Source organism: Leisingera sp. ABM4_060 (genome assembly GCF_056158765.1).
On record NZ_JBSWTX010000001.1, the window covers coordinates 715,277 to 738,465 of the forward strand.

A 23,189-nucleotide genomic window follows, 5' to 3' on the forward strand; every position below is an offset into this window, starting at 1 on the left:
ACTTGGCGGAAAACTGCCGTGTTTTGGGGGCTTAGCCGCTGCCAAACGGGGTGTCAGAGGCCAGAATCTCTTCCGTTCCCTCGCCGCAGCGGGGCGGGGCGTGCCGGTATGTTACAGGCGTGCGGGAGAAATTCAGCGGATTGCCCAGCAGTTTCACCGGGCCTGCGGCGGTCTGCATCGGGATCGCCATGTCGCGGGCTGCGACCTGACCGGTGGCAAACAGCGTCTCCAGGTTCTGCACCGGGCCGGCGGGCACCTTGCGGGCCTCCATCGCCGCCAGCACCTCATCCGTCGTGTACCGTTGCACGGTGGGGATCAGGACGGCGTTCAGCGCGTCGCGGTTCTGCAGCCGGGCAGGGTTGGTGGCAAAGCGCGGATCCCCGGCGAGGCCTTCCAGCTTCAGGAACTCCATGAAGCGCTGGAACTGGCTGTCGTTGCCCACCGCCAGAATCACATGGCCGTCGGAGGTTTCATAGACGCCATAGGGCATGATGCTGGGGTGTTCATTGCCGCGGCGCTTGGGGATATTGCCGGTGTTGAGATAGGCGACGCCTTCGTTGATCAGCCAGGCAATCTGGGCATCGACCAGCGCCAGGTCGATCTGCTGGCCCTCGCCGGTTTTTTCCCGGTGGTGCAGCGCCGACAGGATACCGATACAGGCATACATGCCGCACATCACATCGGCGATGCCGACGCCTGCCTTCATCGGCTGGCCCTCGGGCTCGCCGGTCAGCGACATGATACCGCCAAAGCCCTGCGCCATGATGTCATAGCCGGGTTTGTGGCTGTTGGGGCCGGTCTGGCCGTAGCCGGAGATCGAACAGTAGATCAGCCCGGGCAGATCGTCCTTGACGCTGGCATAGTCCAGCCCGTATTTCGCCAGCCCGCCGGGTTTGAAGTTTTCAATCAGAATGTCAGCCTCTGCCGCCAAGCGGCGGATGGCTTGCTGGCCTTCTTCCGTCGTGATGTCGATGGCAACCGAGCGTTTGTTACGGTTGGCGGACATGAAATAGGCTGAGAGGTCGGATTGCTGACCTTCCGCATCCACCACATAGGGCGGCCCCCATTGCCTTGTGTCATCGCCGCCGGTCTTGGGGTTTTCCACCTTGATCACCGTGGCGCCGAGGTCGCCCAAGAGCTGGGTGCAGGTGGGACCGGCCAGGATGCGGGACAGGTCCAGAACCTTGACGCCCTTCAGCGCGCCATGGGGGAGAAGATCAGATCCGTCCATCGTAGCCTCCGCGGTCGATCACTGCTGAAATGACGGTAAACTTGTCTGCTGCCATTGCATCCTGCAGGGCGGCGCGCAATGCGCTGCGGCTGGTGACGGTGACCCCGTTGCCGCCGAACGCCCGGCCCATGGCGGCAAAATCATGTTCGGCAAAGTCGACACCGCCATTGGCCAGCTGGCGCTGGCGCTGCTTGAGTTCGATCAGGGCGAGGCTGGCGTCGGCAAAGACCACGAATATGGGTGCCACGCCCAGTTCGGCGGCGGTGGACAGCTCGCCCGCCACCATCAGAAACCCGGCATCACCCGAGAAGCTGACCACGGGGCGTTCCGGCTGCGCCAGCTTGCGCCCGATCGCCATCGGCACCGCACAGCCCATGGTGCACAGCGCCGAGGATTGGATCAGCCCGCGCGGCTCAGAACAGCCCCACATCTGGCTCAGCAGGATCCGGTGGGCACCGCTGTCGGCAGTGGCGAGCGTCTCCGCTGGCAGGGTGGCGCGGCATTCGGCGATGACGCCGGCCGGGCCCCAAACATCGTCATGGGGGAAGGCCGCGGCCAGGGCCGCTTTGACCTCGGCGGGGCGGCCGTTTGCCCAGGTCTCACGCGGCGCCGTGCTTTCTGAGAGCGCCTCAAGCGCCGGTGCAATGGCGGTCAGAAAGTTGAGGCCGGCCTGATGCATGTAATGGGTGTTGGCTTCGGGGGCGATGTCGATGACGTTTTGCGTCTTCACGTCCCAGACATCGCGCCAGCCCGGGCGCATCTCGATCGGGTCATAGCCGATCGAAAGCACCAGATCTGCCTCTCGCACCAGCGGCAGCAGGTGCCTGTCGGCCAGCGGCGACAGGCCCGCGCCGCCCAGGCAGAGCGGGTGGTCTTCGGGGATGATGCCTTTGGCCTTGTAGCTGGTCACAAAGGGGATCTGGTGTTTTTCAACAAAGCTGCGGATGGCGCTGCCAGCGTTTTCCTGCAGCGCATCCAGGCCGATCACCGCCACCGGACGCGTGGCGGCCGCCAGCCAGGAACGCGCCTGCGCCAATGCCTCGCCGCTTGGCGCGCTGGGACTTGCAGGCGCGCGGCGGGTGCCGCGATCCCTGGCCGGCGCGTCTGCGGTGGAGATCGGCACGTCAATATGCACCGGCCCGTTGCGCGGTTCGGTTGCGATGGCGACAGCCTTGTCAGCGATCAGATCGGCGGCCCCGGCATCCAGGCGGAAGGTCGCCTTGGTGATCGGGGCAAACACCGCGCGATGGTCGAGCACCTGATGGGTATAGCTCTGTTCCTCGGCGGCATCTACGCAGCCGGTCAGCACCAGCATCGGCACCCGGTCCTGATGGGCATTGGCCACCACATTGATGCCGTTCAGCGCGCCAGGGCCAAGCGTGGCGACCAGAATGACCGGGGCGCCGCCGGCGTGGTGCACGCCTTCGCCGATGAAGCCTGCGCAGTTCTCGTGCTTGGCGAGATGAAAGGTGAGGCCTGCCTTGGTCAAAGCATCCACCAAAGTCAGCACCTCGCCGCCGGGCATGCCAAAGGCGTGGCGGCAGCCCGCCTCATACAGCCGCCGGGCAAGAACATCGGCCGCGCGCAGGGTCTCTGTCATCATGTGTGTCCAATCCGTTGATTTGCCGCCAGATTGCCGAGGATACGGCGGCGCGCAAGCCCTCTCACGCCAGTGTGAGAAATGCTGCGGCGGATTTTGGCGCAAAGGACGGTGATTTGAGTATTTAAGACCAGAAAGAAGCTGGCAGAGCTATTTGATTGCCCGGTCTGCAATCAGGGCAAAGCGGCGGTCCAGCTGTTCTGCCAGGGCAACCAGCGCTTCGCCGCCCTCATCCGCGTAAGGCGCAAAGACATGCGAGGGCAGTTTGTAGGCCAGTGTGGCGCTGCCGTCATCCTCTTCCGTCACATACATACGGATGGGCGCTTCGATCATCGCGGCGGTGGAGAGCGCCAGGATCTTGACTGCGAAGCCGTTGTTGAACAGGCCGATGACCCGGTTGCCGGGAATGGTGATGCCGCGTGCGGCGGCCGCCTTGGTCGGCCCGGCCTGGGTCACAACGCCCAGGCCTTCGGCCTTGGCGGCGGCTTTGACATCCTTGATCAGCTGTTCGTAGGGTTTGGAGGTGCCGTGCACCGCCCAGCCATCGCGCGCTGGGATGTTCCCGGCGGTGGCGGCAGTGGCCGCCAGGAACAGGGCTGCGGTCAGTCGTTTGAAACCCATGGCAAACCTCCGAATTACCTTGCCCCCTATCTAGGCCATGCGGTGCCGTTGCGGTGTCACAATAGCGTGCGGCAGGCGGCAAACCGCCCGCCAGGGCTGAAACCTGCGCGCACCCCGTCCGGGGTGCGCTCCGCTTGATACCGGCGGGTTACGGGATCAGACCGCGATCTTGCCGCCGCCTTTGCGGGTCACCGCGACAACCGAGGGGCGCGGCGGCATGCCGGGTGCGAAATCCGGCCAGCGGGTGGCCGGGTCCTCGAAGGTTGAAGCACGCTCGAAACCTGCCAGATCCTTGGTGCCATCGGTGCCCGGGTGCTGCACCGCCAGGAACAGGGTTTCGCCATCCGGGGTAAAGCACGGCCCGCACAGCTCGGCCCCTGCCGGGCAGCGGAAGAACAGTTTGGAATGGCCGCGAAGCTCCCCTTCGGTCTCCACCCCGTAAAGCCCGTCCGGTTTGCCGGTCCTGCCCCATTTGCTGCCCTGGTCGGTGGCGACCCACAGGCGCCCCTCGGCGTCAAAGGCGCAGTTGTCAGGCGAGCCGAACCAGCCGTTTTCCGAGGTGTCCGGGTGCCACTCGGCGCCGACGTCCGCAATCTGAGGGTCGCCGCATTTCACCAGGATCGACCAGCGGCCTGTGGTTGCGGCATGATCGCCGCTGTCTTCCTTGATCTCGATGATATGGCCGAAACGCGAATCCGCGCGCGGGTTGGCCGCATCGGTCTGGCCCGCTTTGCGCCGGGAGTTGTTGGTCAGCATGACATAGGCGGTGCCGTCGCCGCGGGGCTGGGCGTCTTCGGGGCGGTCCATCGGGGTGGCGCCCAGGGCATCGGCTGCCAGGCGCGCGCTGATCAGCACGTCCGCCTGGCTGGCAAACCCGTTTTCCGCCGTCAGCGGCCCGTGCCCGTGCACCAGCGGCAGCCAGCGGACCGCGCCGCCGCCGTCAAATCGCGCCGCGTAGAGCGTGCCTGTGCTCAGCAGTTGCGAATTGGCGGCGCGATCCTCCGAGACCCTGCCTGCCGAGACATATTTATACAGATACTCAAACCGTGCGTCGTCGCCCATGTAGACCACCAGGCGGCCGTCTTTCGAAGTGGCAGTTTCGGCGCCTTCATGGCTGAAGCGGCCGAGGGCTGTATGTTTGACCGGCATGGCATGGGGGGCACGCGGATCAACCTCTACCACCCAGCCGAAGCGGTTGGCTTCATTGGGGTCTTCGTCGATGCTGAAACGGTTGTGGTATTTGCCCCAGGCGTACCAGCGGCCTGGCACGCCGTAGCGTTTCATCTGCGCGGCCTCTGGCTGGTCCGAGAGATCCGGCTTGCCGTCCGCATCCAGCTTGTCCGTCCAGAAATAGCCGTGAAAGTTCTCCTCCGCCATCAGCCAGGTGCCCCAGGGTGTCATGCCGCCGGCGCAATTGTTGAGGGTGCCGGTGACCTGCGTTCCGCTGGGGTCCCCGCTGGTCTGCATCCGGGGATGGCCTGCAGCGGGGCCGCTGATGGTCATGACGGTGTTCAGCGGGCTGATGCGGCGGTTGTATTTTCCATCCCGCACGACGGACCATTTGCCGTCTGCGCCGCGAAAGATCTCCACCACCGAGCCGCCGTGCGCCGCCATCTCGATGTCCACAAGATCTTTGGTCATGTCGGCGAAATCCGCCTTGTCCTGGCGGCCGAGGCCCGGGAACATGACTTCTTCGTTGGTGTATTCGTGGTTCACGCACAACAGGCCGCGGGTGCCATCGGCGTTCAGCGGCAGAAAGCCGACATAGTCGTTGTTGTAGCCGAACTGCTGCAACTGCGCCTGGGCGCTCTGGTTCATGACGTCGAACTCCGGAGCCTCGGCGGTGACCGGGTCTCCCCAGCGCAGGAGCACATCAGCGTCATAGCCTTCGGCCACGTGGTGGGTGCCGTCAATGCCTCCGGGCAATTCGCCGAAGGCATAGCGGCTTTCTGCCGTTGTTTCAGCGGCGCCTGCCCGGCGCGGTGCAGTCAGGGCAGAGCTGCCGAACAGGGCGGCGGCGGCGGAGACACCGAGCAGGCCTTTCAGCAGTTCCCGGCGGCCGTAGCGTTCGGCGATCACATCGCCGATGGTGCGGCTGAGGTTCGGGTTGGCGGGAAAATCGTCAAAGGCCTCAAAGGCTTCGGCCTTGTTGCCGGTCTGCGCATCATCAATGATCTGCTTGCGGTCCATGGCTGGCTCCAGAAATGATTTTGATCAATGCCGCAACGCGGCGGACCCGGGCCATCATGGGCAGGCTTGTAACAGAGGTTTAAAGGTTAATGCGGATTAACTGAATTGTCACATGAGGCGGGCTTTCGGTTCTGCCTGTTTGCAGCCCAGGGGCGCTGCCCGTCGCCATTGGGGCTTGAACCAATAGCGCATCCATAGCGACCCCCGGGATATTTCCCGCCAGAAGAAGATGAGGCCGTTTTCCCTTTGGGGGCAGCAGCGGTTTTTGCAGCCTGTCCCCGCGGGGACAGCGGGTTATTCTGCCGGGCGGAAGCCCTCGATCAGCTGGCGCAAACCGATGGCGGCGCCGGCAAAGATGGCCAGCAGAGTGACCGGGGCGGAAACGGCCAGCAGGGAAATGGCGCTGAGGCCCTGGCCGACGGTGCAGCCCATGGCAATCACCGCGCCGGCGCCCATGATCGCGGCGCCGATGATCTGGCGGCGCAGTTCGCGCGGGTCCTCGCAGGCCTCCCAGCGGAAATGCCCCTTGATCAGCGAGCCGGTGAAGGCGCCGGTCCAGACCCCGGCGATGGAGCCGACCGCAAAGGACAGCGGGCGCAAGGAGCCGGTCATGGTCCAGAGGATGGTCTCGCCCAAGGGAGCGGAGAAGGAGTGGGAGACCACCGGCAACGCCTCGAACCCTTCGGCGTTGACGTAAGTGGTTCCTGCCCAGCCGGAGGTGACGGCCAGACCCACGATAGCGGACCAGAACAGCGCCTGTCTGTCCCTGCGGATTTCGGCGCTGGCGAGCGAGGCTATCAGGATCAGAACGCCGGCAGTGACGCCGATGGCGGCCAGCGGCAGGCCGCTCCAGGCGGCGGCGTAATGGGCCAGTCCCGGCGGGATGTCGGTGGTGACGTCTTGCTGTTCGAAGAAATAGTTCCGCAAGGGGGCGAGGGGGCCTGCCAGCACCACATAGGTGGAGACGCCCATCACCAGCACAATCACAAAGCTGCGCAGGTCGCCGCCGCCAAGCCGCGCAATGGCGCCGTAGCCGCAGTTGCCGCTGAGCGCCATGCCGTAGCCGAACATCAGCCCGCCGAGGATGGACGCGGCGGGCATCCAGCGGATCGAGAGGTAAAAAGATTGGCCCGCATCCACCAGACCCAGCCCGATCAGTGCAAAGCTGGTGGTGACAGCCACGCCGATGGCCACGCCCCACATCCGCATCCGCAGGGATGAACCTCCGTAGAGCAGGTCTTCGATAGCGCCCAATGTGCAGAACCGTCCCAGCCGCGCGGCCAGTCCCAGCAGAACACCGCCCAGCAGCCCGAAACAGGCGGCTATCTGGTGTTCTGTCAGGAGGTCAAACATTCAAAAAGGTTCAGCTGCCGTCGTTGCAAAACAGGTCATAGACCGTTTCCAGCATCCGGCGGGGTTTGTCGTCTGCCAGACGGTAGTAGATCGCCTTGCCCTCGCGGCGGGGAATGACCAGCCCTTCGAGCCGCAGGCGGGAAAGCTGCTGTGAGACGGCGGCCTGGCGGGCGGACAAAAGCTCCTCCAGCTCAGTAACCGATTTCTCGCCCGAAACCAGATGGCACAGGATCATCAATCGGCCCTCATGGCTGATCGCCTTGAGGAAATTGGACGCTTTGGTTGCATTCTCAACCATCTTGTCCATTTCTGCCGGATCCATGTCCGCGGAAAACTGCGGTAGTGCCATCTGTTGTCTCCTGAGCGGCGCGCTGGCGCCGCACTCCTCTTCTTTACCCCGTGCGGGCCGTCAGCTGCCGCCTTGAGTGTGCGTATTATCAACAAAGCCTGTATGGGCGGTTAGCAAATCTGCCAGCAAAGGCCAAAAGAAATCTTCGCCCGGGTAGCCTTCGAGCCGGGCCTGTTCTTTGCCGTCCTCAACCACCAGGAAGGTGGGGGTGAACAGGACCCGGCGGGCCAGCTTAACATCATCTGGCAGGGCGCGCAGGTCGGCCCGGCGCAGCGGCGCGTGCTTGCCTTCGGCTGTCTTGGGGTAGATCGGGGCGATCTCCTCGTTCCAGCGGGCGCACCATTCGCAGCCCGGCTGTTCGACCATCACCAGTTCCGCCGCCCAGGCGGGCAGGGCAGTCAGGGTCAGAGCCGCGGCTGCGGCCAGTTGCCGGATTGCGTGCATATGTGTCATTCCACCTGTTGACGGCCTTATCTGATACAACGTAATTCGAATATGTGAATGACACAAGCGGGGCCCGGATAACGTTCGCGTGGGCCAGCCAGGGGGAGAGATGCTGGAGATTACCCTGTTTGGCGCCTTGATCGCAGGTTTGCTGAGCTTTTTCACCCCCTGCATTCTGCCGATGGTGCCGTTTTACCTGTCTTACATGGGCGGGCTGTCGATGGCGGAGCTGCGCGGTGACGGGGCCATTGCCGCTGGCGCGCAGCGGCGGCTGCTGGTTTCGGCCTGCTGTTTTGCCGCCGGGGTGACCACGGTGTTCATGCTGATGGGCATGGGCGCAACCGCGCTGGGGCAGTTGTTTGGGCAATACCTGGAGGTGCTGTCCTATGGCGCGGCGGCGCTGTTGCTGCTGTTCGGGCTGCATTTTCTGGGCGCTGTAAAAATCCCGCTGTTGTACCGCGAGGCGCGGGTGGAGAGTTCTGCGGAGCCCTCGACTGTGCTGGGCGCCTATCTGATGGGGCTGGCCTTCGGTTTTGGCTGGACGCCCTGTGTGGGGCCTGCGCTGGCGTCGATCCTGATGATTGCGTCGGGCATGGGCGACATCTGGCGCGGCGGGGTGCTGCTGCTGGTTTACGGGCTGGGGATGACAGCGCCCTTTGTGGTGGCGGCGCTGTTTGCGCAGCCGTTCCTGGGCTGGGTGGCGCGGCACCGCGCGGCTTTTGCCTGGGTCGAGAAGGGCATGGGCGCGATGCTGGTGCTGTTTGCGGTGCTGATCGCCACCGGCGGTGTGCGGCTGATCGCCGAAGCGATGATCCGCTGGATGCCGGGGTTCAGCTCAATCGGATAAATGAAATGTGGAGGCCAACATGCTGAGAAGTCTTGCGAAAGTGTTAATGGCGGCGGTGCTGGCCGCGCCCCTGTCTGTCCCCCTGTCTGCACCTCTGTCCGCGGCGGAACTGGGGGATGACGGGCTGCACACGACCGCGTGGATGCGGGAAACCTTCAAGGATCTGCGCGAGGACCTGGAAGAGGCCAATGGCGAGGGCAAACGGCTGGCGCTGATCTTTGAACAGCGTGGCTGTATCTATTGCACCAAGATGCACGAGGAGACCTTTCCCCGGCCGGAAATCAGCCGGTACATTGAGGAGAATTTCTTTGTCGTGCAGCTGAACCTCTATGGCGATGTGGAGGTCACTGACTTTGACGGCGCGGCGCTGCCGGAGAAGGAGATGGCGCGCAAATGGGGCGTGCTGTTCACGCCGACGATTCTGTTCCTGCCTGAGGAGGTGAGCGAAAACGTCACAGCCCCGGAGGCAGCAGTGGCGATGATGCCGGGCGCTTTTGGCGCGGGAACCACATTGGACATGTTTACATGGGTCAATGAAAAGCGCTATGCGCTTGATAACGGAGAAGATTTCCAGCGCTATCACGCGCGCATGATCCAAGAGCGCAATAATGGATCCGCAGACTAGGGGTCCGGCGCACAAAATGCAAAAATTCACAATAATGAATTTGTTGTTGCGTATGGGTCCGGCTGTGGCCTACGGTATGCAGCAGCTAAGCAACCGCACTCAGATGCGGCAGCCATTGGGAGGATACATGAAGCTTACATCTCTGACACTGGCGCTGAGCCTGGCGGGTGCCGCGGCGATAGCCGGAGAGGTTGCTCCGAAAGCGGTGCAGTATGGCGAATACGGCGAGGTCGCCTCCTCGCTGACCGGTGTTGCGGGCGATGCCGCCAGCGGTGCGGTGATTGCCGGGACCAAGTCCAAGGGCAACTGCGTGGCCTGCCATCAGGTGACAGCACTTGCCGATGTGCCGTTCCATGGCGAGATCGGCCCGTCGCTGGATGGCGCAGGCGACCGCTGGAGCGAGGAAGAGCTGCGCGGGCTGGTGGCCAATGCCAAGATGACATTCGAGGGCACCATGATGCCGGCCTTCTACAAGGTCGACGGTTTCACCCGCCCGGGCGATGCCTATACCGGTGATGCCGGGGCAGAGCCGTTGCCGCCGATCCTGACGGCGCAGGAAATCGAAGATGTGGTCGCGTTCCTGGCGACACTGAAAGAAGAGTGAGGCGCCGGACGGACCTTGTGCCCGGTCCTGCTGCCGATGTGAATGAATAGGAGAGATATGATGGAGTTCTCACGCCGTGAGACCCTGGCCCTGGGTCTGGGTGCTGCCGTGGTTACCGTGCTGCCGTTCCAGGTGAACGCGGCTGCGGATGACCGGATCGCTGCCTTTACCGGCGGGGCGGATATTGCCGAGGGCGGCGTTACCCTGACCGCGCCGGAAATCGCCGAGAACGGCAACACCGTGCCGGTGTCCGTGGCTGCCGAAGGCGCCACCGCGATCCTGGTGCTGGCCACTGGCAACCCGGAACCGGGTGTGGCGACCTTCAACTTTGGCCCCGGTGCGGCGCAGCAGTCGGCCTCGACCCGGATCCGCCTGGCAGGCACCCAGGATGTGGTTGCGGTTGCCAAGCTGGCCGATGGCTCCTTCGCCAAGGCAAGCGCCACCGTCAAAGTGACCATCGGCGGCTGCGGCGGCTGAGGCTGTCCGCTCCCTGAACGGAATTCTTAAGGAGAATTAAAGACATGGCATCCGGTGTTAAACCCCGCGTCAAGGTCCCGAAAACCGCTGCTGCCGGCGATACGGTCACCATCAAGACCCTGATCAGCCACAAGATGGAAAGCGGTCAGCGCAAGGATAAAGAGGGCAACCTGATCCCGCGCTCGATCATCAACCGCTTCACCTGCGCCTTCAATGGCGAGACGGTGCTGGACGTGGCGATGGAGCCCGCGATCTCCACCAACCCTTACTTCGAGTTCGACGCTGTCGTGCCGGAAGCCGGTGAGTTTGTCTTCACCTGGTATGACGACGACGGCTCGGTCTACGACACCAAGAAGAAAATCGCCATCGGCTGATCCGTTCCGGATCTCAGGCACGCGTTCTGTCCGGTTTGCGCCGGGCAGAGCAGGCACCCAAGGGAGGACAGGGAATGAACAAAAAGGCAATCACAGCAATTGCCGCTGTGCTGGCGCTGCCTATGGCGGCAGGTGCAGGCCCCGATGACGACACGCTGGTGGTCAACGAGGAAATCGAGATGGTCACCAAGGCCGCCGCGCCTGCGCATATCGCGGATGCGGTTGATGAGATTATGTCGGGCTGGCACTTCCGCAAGGATGAAACCCAGGCCCTGCAGATGGACGACTTTGAAAATCCGGCAATGATCTTTGTTGATCAGGCTCTGGATGCTTGGAACACTGTAGAAGGCTCCGAGGGCAAGTCCTGCGCTTCCTGCCACGATGATGTCGAGGAAAGCATGAAGGGCGTGCGCGCGGTCTATCCCAAATGGAGCGAGGCCGCCGGCGAAGTCCGCACCCTGAACATGCAGATCAACGACTGCCGTGAGAACCACATGGGTGCGGAGAAGTGGAAATACACCGGCAGCCAGATGTCGGCGATGGAAGCACTGATCTCGGTGCAATCCCGCGGCATGCCGGTGAATGTAGCCATCGACGGCCCGGCCCAGCCCACCTGGGAAAAGGGCAAGGAAATGTATTACACCCGCACCGGCCAGCTGGAACTGTCCTGCGCGAATTGCCATGAGGACAATTATGGCAACATGATCCGTGCCGACCACCTGAGCCAGGGCCAGATCAACGGCTTCCCGGTGTACCGTTTGAAGAACACCAAGCTGAACACGGCGCATGCGCGGTTCAAGGGCTGCGTGCGCGACACCCGCGCCGAGACTTATAAACCCGGCTCGGCGGATTTTGTGGCACTGGAGCTCTATGTGGCCTCGCGCGGCAACGGGCTGTCGGTCGAAGCCCCCTCTGTCCGCAACTGATCTTTGCGCCCCGCGCCTGTGTCCAGGTGCGGGGCGTGTCTCTTTTGAAACATTCATTTGCGCGAATGTGTCGCGCAGGCATACAGGATACCGGTACTCATGATCTCGCGCCGCGATTTTCTGCAGGTTTCCATGGCAGCATCAGCCATGGTGGGGGCGTCAGGCTTTGGCAATTGGGCGCGGCTGGCTGCGCAGCAGTCGCTGACCCAGGACCAGCTGTTGGAGTTTGACACCTTTGGCAACATCAGCCTGATCCATGTGACCGATATTCATGGGCAATTGAAGCCGATCCATTTCCGCGAGCCGTCGATCAATTTGGGCGTCGGTGCCAACAAGGGCCATGTGCCGCATATCACCGGTGCCGACTTCCGCAAGGCCTATGGCATCGCGGACGGCAGCCCTTCGGCCTATGCGCTGACCTATGATGATTTTTCCTCGCTGGCCAAGGGTTACGGCCGTGTTGGCGGCCTGGACCGGATGGCGACGATCATCAACGCGATCCGCGCCGACCGCCCCGATGCGCTGCTGTTTGACGGCGGCGACACCTGGCATGGCTCCTACACCTGCCATCACACGGCGGGCCAGGACATGGTCAATGTGATGAACGCGCTGAAGCCGGATGCGATGACCTTTCACTGGGAATTCACGCTGGGGTCTGAGCGGGTGAATGAGATTGTCGAGGGCCTGCCTTTTGCGGCGCTTGGCCAGAACATTTTTGACGCCGAATGGGATGAGCCGGCCGAGCTGTTCAAACCCTATAAGTTCTTTGAACGCGGCGGCGCCAAGGTGGCGGTGATCGGCCAGGCCTTCCCCTATATGCCGATTGCCAACCCGGGCTGGATGTTCCCGGAGTATTCATTCGGTATCCGCGACGAGAACATGCAGGCCATGGTGGATGAGGTCCGCGCCGCGGGCGCAGATCTGGTGGTGGTGCTCAGCCACAACGGCTTTGACGTCGACAAGAAGATGGCGGGCAAGGTGCAGGGCATCGACGTGATCCTGTCGGGCCATACCCACGACGCGCTGCCGGAGCCGGTGCTGGTCGGCAAGACCCATATCATCGCGTCCGGGTCGAACGGCAAGTTTGTCTCGCGCGTGGATCTGGATGTGCAGGGCGGCCAGCTGATGGGGCTGCGGCACAAGCTGATCCCGGTGTTCTCGGACGTGATCGCGCCGGATCCCGCAGTGGCGCAGTTGATTGACGCCGAACGCGCACCCTACAAGGCACAGCTGGAGGAGGTGATCGGCCAGACCGATACGCTGCTCTATCGCCGCGGCAACTTCAACGGCACCTGGGACGACCTGATCTGCGATGCGCTGCTGAGCGAGCGGGAGGCGGATATCGCCATGTCGCCGGGCGTGCGCTGGGGACCGTCGCTGGTGCCGGGCGACGACATCACGCGTGAGGACATCTGGAACGTGACCTCGATGTCTTATGGGCAGGCGTACCGGTCGGAGATGACAGGGGAGTTCATCAAGGTGATCCTTGAGGATGTGGCCGACAACATCTTCAACCCCGACCCCTATTATCAGCAGGGCGGCGACATGGTGCGGATCGGCGGCATGGGCTACCGGATCGACATCACCAAACCTCAAGGGCAGCGGATCACGGAAATGACCTTGCTGAAGACCGGCGAGGCGATTGATCCGGCGAAATCCTATGTGGTGGCCGGCTGGGCCAGCGTGAACGAAGGCACCGAGGGGCCGATGATCTGGGATGTGGTCGAGGATCATATCCGCAAGCTTGGCACCGTGACCCTGAATCCGAACACCTCCGTGCAGGTGGCGGGCGCTTAAACGGCGCCCGCCCCGGCGGGGCTGACAAGACAAAAAAATTTACGCAGTTGAATTCACGAACGTGAATTTATCTATGTGAGGAGGCAATGAGATATGAGTGACGACGCCAAGAGCCTGGCACCCTCGCGCCGCCAGTTCCTGACCGGGGCGGCGGCTGCCGGGGCAGGGGCGGTGGCGGCAGGGGCTGCCAGGGCCGCAACGCCGGATCCGCTGATTACCGAAGTTCAGGACTGGGCCAGCGGTTTGGGCGAGGGGGTGGATGCCACGCCTTACGGCCTGCCAATCCAGTATGAAAGCGACGTGGTGCGCCGCAACGTGGAGTGGCTGACGGCGGACACCATCTCGTCGATCAACTTCACGCCGATCCATGCGCTGGATGGAACGATCACACCGCAGGGCTGTGCCTTTGAGCGGCACCACTCGGGTGCGATCGAGCTGCGCAAGGAAGACTACCGGCTGATGATCAACGGGCTGGTGGAGACGCCGCTGGTGTTCACCTATGAGGACCTGGAGCGCTTCCCGCGAGAGAACCGCGTTTATTTCTGCGAATGCGCCGCGAATTCCGGCATGGAATGGGCCGGCGCGCAGCTGAACGGGGCGCAGTTCACCCATGGCATGATCCATAACATGGAATACTCTGGCGTCTCCCTGCGGACGCTTCTGGAAGAGGCCGGCGTCAGTCCCGAGGGCAAATGGGTTTACGTCGAGGGCGCGGATGCGTCGTCCAATGGCCGTTCGATCCCGCTGGAAAAGGCGATGGACGACGTGCTGGTGGCCTTTAAGGCCAATGGCGAGGCGCTGCGCAAGGAGCATGGCTATCCGGTGCGGCTGGTGGTGCCAGGCTGGGAAGGCAACATGTGGGTCAAGTGGCTGCGCCGGGTTGAGGTCATGGACCAGCCGGTGGAGAGCCGCGAGGAGACCTCAAAATACACCGATACGCTGGCCAATGGCGTCAGCCGCAAATGGACCTGGGAGATGGATGCGAAATCCGTTGTCACCAGCCCCAGCCCGCAGGCGCCGGTCAAACACGGGCGTGGGCCGCTGGTGATCACCGGCCTGGCCTGGTCCGGGCGCGGAGCCATTACCGGCGTGGATGTGTCGCTGGACGGCGGCAAGAGCTGGTCTGAGGCGCGGCTGGCGGCGCCGGGCACCGACAAGGCGCTGACGCGGTTCTATCTGGACATCAACTGGGACGGCTCCGAGATGCTGCTGCAAAGCCGTGCGCGCGATGCCTCCGGCTATGTGCAGCCCACCAAGGCGCAGCTGCGCGAGGTGCGGGGGCTGAATTCGATCTATCACAACAACGCCATCCAGACCTGGTGGGTCAAGGCAAACGGGGAGGCGGAAAATGTCGAAGTTTCTTAACGGGTTGAGCATGGGTGCTGAGGGCAGCGCCCGGCCGCGGGCGGGATGCGTAGCGCCCGCCCAGGGGGGCGGACGGGCGCTGCCCGGCCTGTCGGCCAGGCGGAATTTAGTGGCCGCCGCAGCACTTCTGGGTCTGATTGCTTCTCCAGTTGCGGCAGAGAAATACGGCCTGGGCCGCGCTGCACTACCGGAGGAAATCGCCGCCTGGGATCTGGATGTTGCCCCAGACGGCACCGGCCTGCCTGCGGGCTCGGGCGATGTGTTCACCGGCGAGGAGGTCTTTGCCGAGAAATGCGCCGTGTGCCATGGCGACTTTGCCGAAGGCGTCGGCAACTGGCCCAAGCTCGCGGGCGGGCAGGACACGCTGGACCATGACGACCCGCTGAAAACCGTGGGTTCCTACTGGCCGTATCTCTCGACCACCTGGGACTATGTGAACCGCTCGATGCCCTTTGGCGACGCGCAGTCTCTGACCCCGGACGAGGTTTATGCTATTGTGGCCTATATCCTCTATTCCAACGATCTGGTGGATGACGAGTTTGTGCTGTCGGAAGAGACTTTCGCGGATGTGGATCTGCCGAATGCGGCAGGATTTATTCTGGATGACCGGCTGGAGGCGGAGAAGCACTTCTGGAACCCGGAGCCGTGCATGGAGAACTGCAAGGAGAACGCGGAGATCACCATGCGGGCCATGGTGCTGGATGTGACGCCGGAGGAGGAAAGCACGGCTGCATCGGGTGAAGCTGCGCCGGCCGAAGAAGCGGCAGTGGAGGCGGAGGCGCCTGTGGAGGTTGCGGCGGTGCTGGATCCGGCATTGGTGGCGAAGGGTGAGAAGGCCTTCAAAAAGTGCAAGGCCTGCCATCAGGTCGGCGATGGGGCCAAGTCCAAGACCGGGCCGATCCTGAACGGCATCATCGGCGCGCCTGCGGGCCATGCGGAGGGCTTCCGCTATTCCAAGGCGATGAAGGCGGCGGCCGAGGGCGGGCTGGTCTGGGACGAGGCTGAACTGGCGGCCTTTCTGGCCAAGCCGAAAAAGTACATGAAGGGGACCAAGATGTCCTTTGCAGGGCTGAAGAAGGAAGGGGACATCGAGGCGGTGATTGCCTACCTCAAGTCCTATTCCCAGTAACATGCTGCGCCATCTGGCGTTGATGATACCGGTTTGGGCTGCGCTGGCTGGCGCGGCCCGGGCCAGCGAGGGCGCCGCCCCGATCGGAGACGCCCTGCGCGGTAAGGATGTGTTCGAGCAATGCGCGTCCTGCCATGAAGTCGGGCCAGGGGCCCGCCACAAGACCGGGCCGCTGCTGAACGGGATTTTCGGCCGCAAGGTGGCGCAGTTCGGGGAGTTCAAGTATTCCAATAGCATCGTTCGGGCCCGCAAGGACGGGATGGTCTGGGACCTGGAGCATCTGGACGCCTATCTGGAAAACCCCAAGGCGCTGGTGAGCGGCACGCGGATGGCATTCCGCGGCCTGAAAGAGGCGCAGGACCGCCGCGATGTGCTGGCTTACCTGCGCCAGTTCTCCGACAGCCCCCAGGACATACCGGAGGCCGCGCCGACTGCACGTAAGGTCGAGGTGGCACTGCCGCCAGAGACGCTGGCAATCGCGGGGGACCGGGACTACGGCGAATATCTCTCCAGCGAATGCACCACATGCCATCAGACGGATGGAAGTTACGATGGCATCCCCCCGGTCATCGGCTGGCCGCAGGAGGATTTTGTCATCGCTATGCACGCCTACAAGCGGAAGATCCGCCCGCATCCGGTGATGCAGATGATGGCGGGGCGGTTGTCGGATGAGGAGATTGCAGCACTGGCCGCGTATTTTGGTGCGCTGGAGTGAGGCTCCGGCGTTTTGTTGTTTTGAAAGGGAGGGTAGTAAAATGGCTGTAGACAGACGCAAGTTTCTTGGCACCGGCGCGGCCGCAGCGGCGGCGCTGCAGGCACCCGCGGTGCTGGGTGCGGGCAAGCCGCGGGTGGTGGTGGTTGGCGGCGGTGCCGGCGGCGCGACTGCGGCGCGTTACATCGCCAAGGACAGCAAGGGGGCGATTGATGTTACTCTGGTGGAGCCGACCCGGACCTATTACACCTGCTTTTTCTCGAACCTCTATATCGGCGGCTTCCAGGACCTGGCGGGCATCGCCCACAGCTATGGCACGCTGGCCAGCCAATACGGCGTCAACGTGGTGCATGACTGGGCCGTGGGCATCGACCGGGACGCCAGGACTGTCAGCCTGGCGGGTGGTGCCACGCTGCCCTATGACCGGCTGATCCTGTCGCCAGGCATCGATTTTGTCGACGGTGCGGTTGAGGGCTGGGATGTCTCCGCCCAAAACAAGATGCCGCATGCCTACAAGGCGGGCTCGCAGTCAGAGCTGTTGAAGGCGCAGATCGAGGCGATGCCGGAAGGCGGCACCTTTGCCATGGTGGCGCCGCCCAACCCCTACCGCTGCCCGCCGGGGCCTTATGAACGGGTGTCGATGGTGGCGCATGTGCTGAAGCAGCGGAACCCCACGGCCAAGATCATCATTGCCGATCCCAAACCGAAGTTCTCCAAGATGGCGCTGTTTCAGGAGGGCTGGGGGAACCATTACGACGGGATGATCGACTGGATCGGCGAGGAGTTCGGCGGCGGCAATGTCTCGGTCGATCCGGATGCGATGACGGTGACCATTGATGGCGAGGTGACCCCGGTGGATGCCTGCAACGTGATCCCGGCGATGAAGGCGGGGCGGATCTGCGAGATGGCGGGCATTACCGAGGGCAACTGGGCGCCGGTGAGCGGCCACACGATGCAGAGCCGGGTTGATGAGAACATCCATGTGCTGGGCGATGCCTGCGCGCAGGGCGACATGCCGAAATCGGGGTTCTCGGCCAACTCGCAAGCCAAGGTGGCGGCGATGGCGGTGCGCGGGGCGCTGACGGACAGCAAGGTGTTCCCAGCGAAGTTCTCCAATACCTGCTGGTCGCTGATCGGCACCAATGACGGTGTGAAGGTGGGGGCGACCTATCAGGCGACGGACGAGAAGATTGCCAAGGTGGACGGCTTCATCAGCCAGACCGGCGAAGATGCCGAGCTGCGCAAAGTGACCTATGAGGAAAGCATCGGCTGGTACGCCGGGATTACCTCTGACATGTTCGGCTGAGCCTGCGGCGGGGCGGCCGGAATTCGGCACGAATTCCGGCCAAGAAAATTCGAATTTTCTTGGCCGGTTTCCGTGCCGGAAACCGGGGCCGGGCGGAGCGCGCGGGTTAACTGGCCGGCAGCCGCAGTTCCGAGGCTTCGACCCGGCTCAGCATTTCGCCCTGCTTGCGCTTTTCCAGGGCGGTGCGGGCCCGTTCGTACTGCGGATCCTGCCAGAAGATCAGGCAGCCGTTGCAGCCCTTGCCGCAGCAGCCCTCGGTCCCGGTGCGGTTGGTCTTGAAGCGCTTTTCGTTGCTGTCCTGCGCGATGCTTTCGGCCAGAGCATCGCGGCGGCGCACATAGGCTTTGGGGTTGTCCTTGCCGGAGACCTCAAGGGCTTGCGTCAGCTTGTCAAAGCGGATGCGGTTCCATTGCTCTTCGGTCAGGGCGCGTTCCTTGCGCAGGACGGTAAAGGCCGGGAAGCGGGTCTTGAGCGCCTCGATGTCCTCGTGATCGAACAGGGAGAATGGAAGGCAGATCACGGTCTGAGTGCTGCCGTGCACCACCTCTGTGCGGGTGCTGTCTTTGGCAACCTCAAAATCATAGACCCGCAGCAGCATGGTTTCGCGGGCGATGGGGGAGACAAATTCCAGCACCTCGCCGGCAGTGAGCTTGGCCTTGACCAGAACGTGGAAGGCGTCCTCTGTCACTTCGGTTACCACGCCGGCATATTCCCATTGGGCGAGACTTGCCGTGTGTTCATAGTCATGCGCCAGATTGTTCAGGCGCCCGTCATGGAAGGCGAGCGTGTAGCCGCGGCTGCCGACGGCCTCCAGCTCGCGCATGTAGGGTTTGGGGTCCCAGCCCTCCGGGTCTGCGTAGTAGTCGTCAATGGCCATGCGGTAAGCGCGGGCCACGATGGCGGCGTAGTATTCAGATTTGCCGCGCCCTTCGACCTTGAGGCTGTCTACCCCGATTTTCAGGTAGCCGTCCAGTTTCGGCATGATGCAAAGGTCGCGGGAATTGAGGATATAGGAGCCGCGCCCGTCTTCCTCGATCGGCATCAGCTCGCCGGGGCGGCAGCCTTCCTCCAGCAGGAATTCGAACATGCCGGCGTTGCTCTCGTTGATGTCCAGCTCCTGCACGGTGCCGTCCTTCAGCCGCATCCGCACGCCGTAATTCCAGCGGCAGCTGTTGGCGCAATTGCCCTGGTTGGCGCCGCGCTCGGCCATGAAATTGGAGAGCAGGCAGCGGCCGGAATAGGTCATGCACATGGCACCGTGCACGAAGGCTTCCAGCTTGATATCCGGGCATTTTTCGCGGATCTCGGCCAGCTCTGGATAGGAGACCTCGCGCGCCAGGACCACCAGATCGGCGCCCTGGTCCTGCCAGAACTTCACCGACAGCCAAGAGCAGATATTGGCCTGGGTGGAAACGTGCAGCGGGATCTCCGGCGCGCACTCCTTGACGTATTGAAACACGCCAGGGTCGGCAATGATCAGCCCGTCGGGGCGCACTTTGCGGACGGTTTCAATATATTCGTCCAGCTTGGGGATGTCCTTGTTGTGGGAGAACAGGTTTAGCGTCAGATAGGCGCGCCGCCCGTGCTGGTGGCAGAACTCCACGCCCTCGATCACCTCTTCCAGCGAGAACTCGGATTTGGTGCGCAATGACAAGTCCGGGGTGCCGAGGTAGACAGCATCTGCGCCGTAGAGGATGGCCATCTTCAGTTTGCGCAGACTGCCCGCGGGCATCAGCAGTTCGGATCGCTTGGTGGTCATCGGTCGGGCCTGGCGTAAAGGAGTGTTTGGGGTGCTCCTTTACGCCGGCTGAACCGAATGCGATTTGCGCTGGATCAAACCGGGGCCGTCAGCTCCAGCCCTTGCGGAAGAAATGCGGGGAGGCGCCGAACTTACGCTTGAACTGGCGCGAGAAATGGGTGGCGGAATTGAAGCCTGAGGCCAGCGCGATTTCGGTGACGCTCATCGAGGTTTCGTTCATCAGTGCAAAGGCGTGGCTCAGGCGCATGTCGAAATAGACATGCATCGGGCTTTGATTCAGGTAGCGAGAGAACAGCCGCTCCAGCTGGCGGCGGGAGATGTCGAGCCGGTCGCAGAGCTCACCGATGGACAGGGGTTCCTCGATCAATTCCTGCATCAGCTGCAGCGCGTTCAGCAGGCGCTGGTTGCGGCTGCCGATGGCCACCGCATAGTTCGATTTCTGCGGCGCCGCCTGGCCGCCGGAACGCACATGCAGGCACATGTCGGCGACGATGATCGCCAGCTGCTTGCCGTGGCGCTCCTCGATCAGGTGCAGCATCATGTCGGTGGCCGCATTGCCGCCGCCGCAGGTCATCAGGGGCCCAGAGATTTCGAAGATATTCGGCGAGGGGGTCAGGTTGGGGTAGCTTTCCAGGAAACCGGGCTGGTTCTCCCAGTGCAGGGTGAATTTGTGATTCTTGATCAGCCCGGCCTGGGCCAGCGCAAAGGCGCCGGTGCACACACCGCCGATGGAGCGGCCAAAGCGGCTTTCACGGCGCAGCCAGTTCAGGGTCACTTCGCTGGCGGCATTATGCGGCTCGACGCCGGCGCAGACAAAACCCAGTGAATCCGAGGGCAGCGGCTGCAGCGGCGTGTCCGGCGTCACCACCATGCCGTTGGAGCAATGCACAGGCTGGCCGTCCTCTGTCATGATATACCAGCGGTAAAGCCGGGTGCCGGTCACCTGGTTGGCAATGCGCAGCGGTTCGATCGCGGCGGCCACCGGCAGCATCGTCGCCTTGGGCAGAAGCAGGAAATAGAAATCCTGCGGCGCGCCTTCGAAAGGGACGGCGAGATTGGCTGCGGCGCCTTTCTGAACGAAACTGTCATCGGTCATGGCGGGACCCCGGCACGGAATTCGGACTTGGTTGTGTTTCCTAAGGCGCTGTTGCAGGCTGCAGCCCGAGAATAGCGACAGCGTTCCAGCGGATTGCGACACCGGACACAGGTTTGCGCCGCCGTGAAAATGGCTGCCGCCTCTTGCAGGTCAAAAGTGGCGATACTAAGACTCAGGTAACACTCTGTCGGGTATGGTGCCGGACATAAACAACGCAGGCAGGTCGAGATGATTGATCCCAGAGAAACATACATGAACACCCTGGTCCCGATGGTGGTTGAGCAGACCAGCCGGGGCGAACGCGCCTATGACATTTTTTCCCGCCTGCTGAAGGAGCGGATCATTTTCCTGAATGGTCCGGTGCACGACGGGATGAGCTCGCTGATCGTGGCGCAGCTCTTGCATCTTGAGGCGGAAAACCCGTCCAAGGAAATCTCGATGTACATCAACAGCCCCGGCGGCGTGGTGACCTCCGGCCTGTCGATCTATGACACCATGCAGTACATCAAGCCCAAGGTCTCGACCCTGGTGATCGGCCAGGCGGCCTCGATGGGCTCTTTGCTGCTGACTGCCGGCGAGGCGGGCATGCGCTTTTCGCTGCCCAATTCCCGCGTGATGGTGCACCAGCCCTCGGGCGGCTTCCAGGGCCAGGCGACCGACATCATGATCCATGCCGAGGAAACCCTGAAGCTGAAGAAGCGGCTGAACGAGATCTACGTCAAGCACACCGGCCAGGAATACGACAAGATCGTCGACGCGCTGGAGCGCGACAATTTCATGTCGCCGGAAGAGGCCAAGGCATTCGGGCTGATCGACGAGATCGTCGAGAATCGCGCCAAGGGCGATGACGAGCAGGCCTGACGCCTGCGGTTGTGATGACCCGTGTGCCCCGCGCAAAGAATGGGGCACACTTTCACATTGTGGCGGCCTGAGCACTGGCTTAAGCTGGCCAAAAGTTGGATTGCTCCAAAGCGCGGGCGCAGCAGACCGGGCGGACTGAAAGGTAGACCATGGCGACGAATTCAGGCGGCGACAGCAAAAACACCCTCTATTGCAGCTTCTGCGGCAAGAGCCAGCATGAGGTGCGCAAGCTGATCGCAGGCCCCACCGTGTTCATCTGCGATGAATGCGTTGAACTGTGCATGGATATCATCCGCGAAGAGACCAAGGCCTCGGGGCTGAAGGCCACCGATGGGGTGCCGACGCCCAAGGATATTTGCCAGGTCCTGGATGATTACGTGATCGGCCAGGCCACCGCCAAGCGGGTGCTGTCGGTTGCGGTGCATAACCACTACAAGCGTCTGAACCATGCCCAGAAGGCGGGATCGGACATCGAACTGGCGAAATCGAACATCCTGCTGATCGGCCCCACCGGCTGCGGCAAGACGCTGCTGGCGCAGACGCTGGCGCGGATCCTGGATGTGCCGTTTACCATGGCGGATGCGACCACGCTGACGGAAGCGGGCTATGTGGGTGAGGATGTCGAGAATATCATCCTGAAGCTCTTGCAGGCGTCGGAATACAATGTCGAACGCGCGCAGCGCGGTATCGTCTATATCGACGAGGTCGACAAGATCACCCGCAAATCGGAGAACCCCTCGATCACCCGCGACGTGTCGGGCGAGGGGGTGCAGCAGGCGCTGCTGAAGCTGATGGAGGGCACCGTGGCCTCCGTTCCGCCGCAGGGCGGGCGCAAGCATCCGCAGCAGGAGTTCCTGCAGGTGGACACCACCAATATCCTGTTCATTTGCGGCGGTGCCTTTGCCGGTCTCGACCGGATCATCGCGCAGCGCGGCAAGGGTTCGGCGATGGGCTTTGGCGCTGATGTGCGCGACAATGACGAGCGCGGCGTCGGTGAAATCTTCCAGGATCTGGAGCCGGAAGACCTGCTGAAATTCGGCCTGATCCCGGAATTTGTCGGCCGCCTGCCGGTTCTGGCAACGCTGGAAGATCTGGACGAGGATGCGCTGGTGATCATCCTGACTCAGCCCAAGAACGCCCTGGTCAAACAGTACCAGCGCCTGTTCGAGCTGGAAGACACCGAGCTGGATTTCACCGATGAGGCGCTGAAGGCGATTGCCCGCAAGGCGATCGAACGCAAAACCGGTGCGCGCGGGTTGCGCTCGATCATGGAGGACATCCTCTTGGACACCATGTTCGATCTGCCGGGTATGGACAGTGTGACCAAGGTGGTTGTGAATGAGGAGGCGGTGACCTCAGAGGCGCAGCCGCTGATGATCCACGCGGACGCCGAGAAAGAGCCGGCGTCGGCGGGGTAAACGGACAGAATTCAAGTCAAACGGCGCGGTGTTCTCCGCGCCGTTTGTTTTTGGGGCAGGTGGGAGAGGGGGCTCTGCCCCCGCAGCGGCAGGCCGCTGCGCCCC

At 62.9% G+C, this 23,189-nt stretch carries 22 protein-coding genes; 13 read left to right on the forward strand and 9 right to left on the reverse strand.

What is annotated here, in order from left to right:
• Nucleotides 1-31: 31 nt before the first annotated feature.
• The 7 genes from ACXAEH_RS03560 to ACXAEH_RS03590 all read right to left on the reverse strand — a co-directional run bounded on the left by ACXAEH_RS03560 (nucleotide 32) and on the right by ACXAEH_RS03590 (nucleotide 7,788).
• Entirely contained in the window at nucleotides 32-1,231 is a 1,200-nt protein-coding gene (locus tag ACXAEH_RS03560) for a CaiB/BaiF CoA transferase family protein (protein ID WP_475031111.1), read from the reverse strand.
• Nucleotides 1,218-2,831, reverse strand: a complete 1,614-nt coding sequence (locus ACXAEH_RS03565; RefSeq protein ID WP_475031112.1) for a thiamine pyrophosphate-binding protein — start codon at nucleotides 2,829-2,831, stop codon at nucleotides 1,218-1,220. Before ACXAEH_RS03565 ends, ACXAEH_RS03560 begins: the two co-directional genes overlap by 14 nt.
• Nucleotides 2,832-2,981: 150 nt before the next feature.
• Nucleotides 2,982-3,452: a DUF302 domain-containing protein gene (locus ACXAEH_RS03570; RefSeq protein ID WP_475031113.1), complete on the reverse strand. Its 471-nt coding sequence runs from the start codon at nucleotides 3,450-3,452 to the stop codon at nucleotides 2,982-2,984.
• A gap of 156 nt (nucleotides 3,453-3,608) precedes the next feature.
• On the reverse strand, nucleotides 3,609-5,642 hold the full coding sequence (locus ACXAEH_RS03575; RefSeq protein ID WP_475031114.1) for a PhoX family protein: 2,034 nt from the start codon (nucleotides 5,640-5,642) through the stop codon (nucleotides 3,609-3,611).
• Nucleotides 5,643-5,936: 294 nt separating this feature from the next.
• A complete protein-coding gene (locus ACXAEH_RS03580) occupies nucleotides 5,937-6,995 on the reverse strand; it encodes a YeeE/YedE family protein (RefSeq protein ID WP_475031115.1) in 1,059 nt (352 codons plus the stop codon).
• 10 nt (nucleotides 6,996-7,005) lie between these two features.
• The gene (locus tag ACXAEH_RS03585) at nucleotides 7,006-7,344 is read right to left on the reverse strand and encodes an ArsR/SmtB family transcription factor (protein WP_475031116.1); all 339 of its coding nucleotides are present in this window, start codon (nucleotides 7,342-7,344) and stop codon (nucleotides 7,006-7,008) included.
• A gap of 60 nt (nucleotides 7,345-7,404) precedes the next feature.
• Nucleotides 7,405-7,788, reverse strand: a complete 384-nt coding sequence (locus tag ACXAEH_RS03590) for a hypothetical protein (protein ID WP_475035511.1) — start codon at nucleotides 7,786-7,788, stop codon at nucleotides 7,405-7,407.
• A 109-nt stretch (nucleotides 7,789-7,897) separates the two neighbouring features.
• On the opposite strand from ACXAEH_RS03590, the gene ACXAEH_RS03595 reads away from it, so the two are divergent.
• The 11 genes from ACXAEH_RS03595 (at nucleotide 7,898) to ACXAEH_RS03645 (ending at nucleotide 17,950) form a co-directional block, all read left to right on the forward strand.
• On the forward strand, nucleotides 7,898-8,635 hold the full coding sequence (locus ACXAEH_RS03595) for a cytochrome c biogenesis CcdA family protein (RefSeq protein WP_475031117.1): 738 nt from the start codon (nucleotides 7,898-7,900) through the stop codon (nucleotides 8,633-8,635).
• Between the two features lie 46 nt (nucleotides 8,636-8,681).
• Nucleotides 8,682-9,260: a thioredoxin family protein gene (locus tag ACXAEH_RS03600; RefSeq protein WP_475035512.1), complete on the forward strand. Its 579-nt coding sequence runs from the start codon at nucleotides 8,682-8,684 to the stop codon at nucleotides 9,258-9,260.
• Between the two features lie 127 nt (nucleotides 9,261-9,387).
• On the forward strand, nucleotides 9,388-9,864 hold the full coding sequence (gene soxX, locus ACXAEH_RS03605) for a sulfur oxidation c-type cytochrome SoxX (protein WP_475031118.1): 477 nt from the start codon (nucleotides 9,388-9,390) through the stop codon (nucleotides 9,862-9,864).
• Between the two features lie 60 nt (nucleotides 9,865-9,924).
• Nucleotides 9,925-10,341: a thiosulfate oxidation carrier protein SoxY gene (soxY, locus tag ACXAEH_RS03610; protein WP_475031119.1), complete on the forward strand. Its 417-nt coding sequence runs from the start codon at nucleotides 9,925-9,927 to the stop codon at nucleotides 10,339-10,341.
• Nucleotides 10,342-10,385: 44 nt separating this feature from the next.
• A complete protein-coding gene (gene soxZ / locus ACXAEH_RS03615) occupies nucleotides 10,386-10,715 on the forward strand; it encodes a thiosulfate oxidation carrier complex protein SoxZ (protein WP_039130330.1) in 330 nt (109 codons plus the stop codon).
• Between the two features lie 74 nt (nucleotides 10,716-10,789).
• A complete protein-coding gene (gene soxA, locus ACXAEH_RS03620) occupies nucleotides 10,790-11,641 on the forward strand; it encodes a sulfur oxidation c-type cytochrome SoxA (RefSeq protein ID WP_475031120.1) in 852 nt (283 codons plus the stop codon).
• Nucleotides 11,642-11,740: 99 nt separating this feature from the next.
• Nucleotides 11,741-13,438 (forward strand): thiosulfohydrolase SoxB, encoded by a 1,698-nt coding sequence (soxB, locus tag ACXAEH_RS03625; protein ID WP_475031121.1) that lies wholly within the window; start codon nucleotides 11,741-11,743, stop codon nucleotides 13,436-13,438.
• 93 nt (nucleotides 13,439-13,531) lie between these two features.
• The gene (gene soxC / locus ACXAEH_RS03630; protein WP_475031122.1) at nucleotides 13,532-14,803 is read left to right on the forward strand and encodes a sulfite dehydrogenase; all 1,272 of its coding nucleotides are present in this window, start codon (nucleotides 13,532-13,534) and stop codon (nucleotides 14,801-14,803) included.
• Nucleotides 14,787-15,932: a c-type cytochrome gene (locus ACXAEH_RS03635; RefSeq protein WP_475031123.1), complete on the forward strand. Its 1,146-nt coding sequence runs from the start codon at nucleotides 14,787-14,789 to the stop codon at nucleotides 15,930-15,932. Before soxC ends, ACXAEH_RS03635 begins: the two co-directional genes overlap by 17 nt.
• 1 nt (nucleotide 15,933) lies before the next feature.
• Nucleotides 15,934-16,647, forward strand: a complete 714-nt coding sequence (locus tag ACXAEH_RS03640) for a c-type cytochrome (RefSeq protein ID WP_475031124.1) — start codon at nucleotides 15,934-15,936, stop codon at nucleotides 16,645-16,647.
• 40 nt (nucleotides 16,648-16,687) lie between these two features.
• Nucleotides 16,688-17,950, forward strand: a complete 1,263-nt coding sequence (locus ACXAEH_RS03645) for an FCSD flavin-binding domain-containing protein (protein WP_475031125.1) — start codon at nucleotides 16,688-16,690, stop codon at nucleotides 17,948-17,950.
• Between the two features lie 106 nt (nucleotides 17,951-18,056).
• Here the strand turns inward: ACXAEH_RS03645 and ACXAEH_RS03650 are convergent, their stop codons facing one another.
• Nucleotides 18,057-19,709 carry a peptidase U32 family protein gene (locus ACXAEH_RS03650; protein WP_475031126.1) on the reverse strand — a complete coding sequence of 551 codons (1,653 nt, stop codon included), beginning with the start codon at nucleotides 19,707-19,709 and terminating at the stop codon, nucleotides 18,057-18,059.
• Nucleotides 19,710-19,797: 88 nt separating this feature from the next.
• Nucleotides 19,798-20,805 carry a GlxA family transcriptional regulator gene (locus tag ACXAEH_RS03655; RefSeq protein ID WP_475031127.1) on the reverse strand — a complete coding sequence of 336 codons (1,008 nt, stop codon included), beginning with the start codon at nucleotides 20,803-20,805 and terminating at the stop codon, nucleotides 19,798-19,800.
• 228 nt (nucleotides 20,806-21,033) lie between these two features.
• On the opposite strand from ACXAEH_RS03655, the gene ACXAEH_RS03660 reads away from it, so the two are divergent.
• Together ACXAEH_RS03660 and clpX are read left to right on the forward strand one after the other, a co-directional pair.
• Nucleotides 21,034-21,666: an ATP-dependent Clp protease proteolytic subunit gene (locus ACXAEH_RS03660; RefSeq protein WP_475031128.1), complete on the forward strand. Its 633-nt coding sequence runs from the start codon at nucleotides 21,034-21,036 to the stop codon at nucleotides 21,664-21,666.
• Between the two features lie 149 nt (nucleotides 21,667-21,815).
• Nucleotides 21,816-23,084 carry an ATP-dependent Clp protease ATP-binding subunit ClpX gene (gene clpX, locus ACXAEH_RS03665; protein ID WP_039130307.1) on the forward strand — a complete coding sequence of 423 codons (1,269 nt, stop codon included), beginning with the start codon at nucleotides 21,816-21,818 and terminating at the stop codon, nucleotides 23,082-23,084.
• Nucleotides 23,085-23,189: the final 105 nt, after the last annotated feature.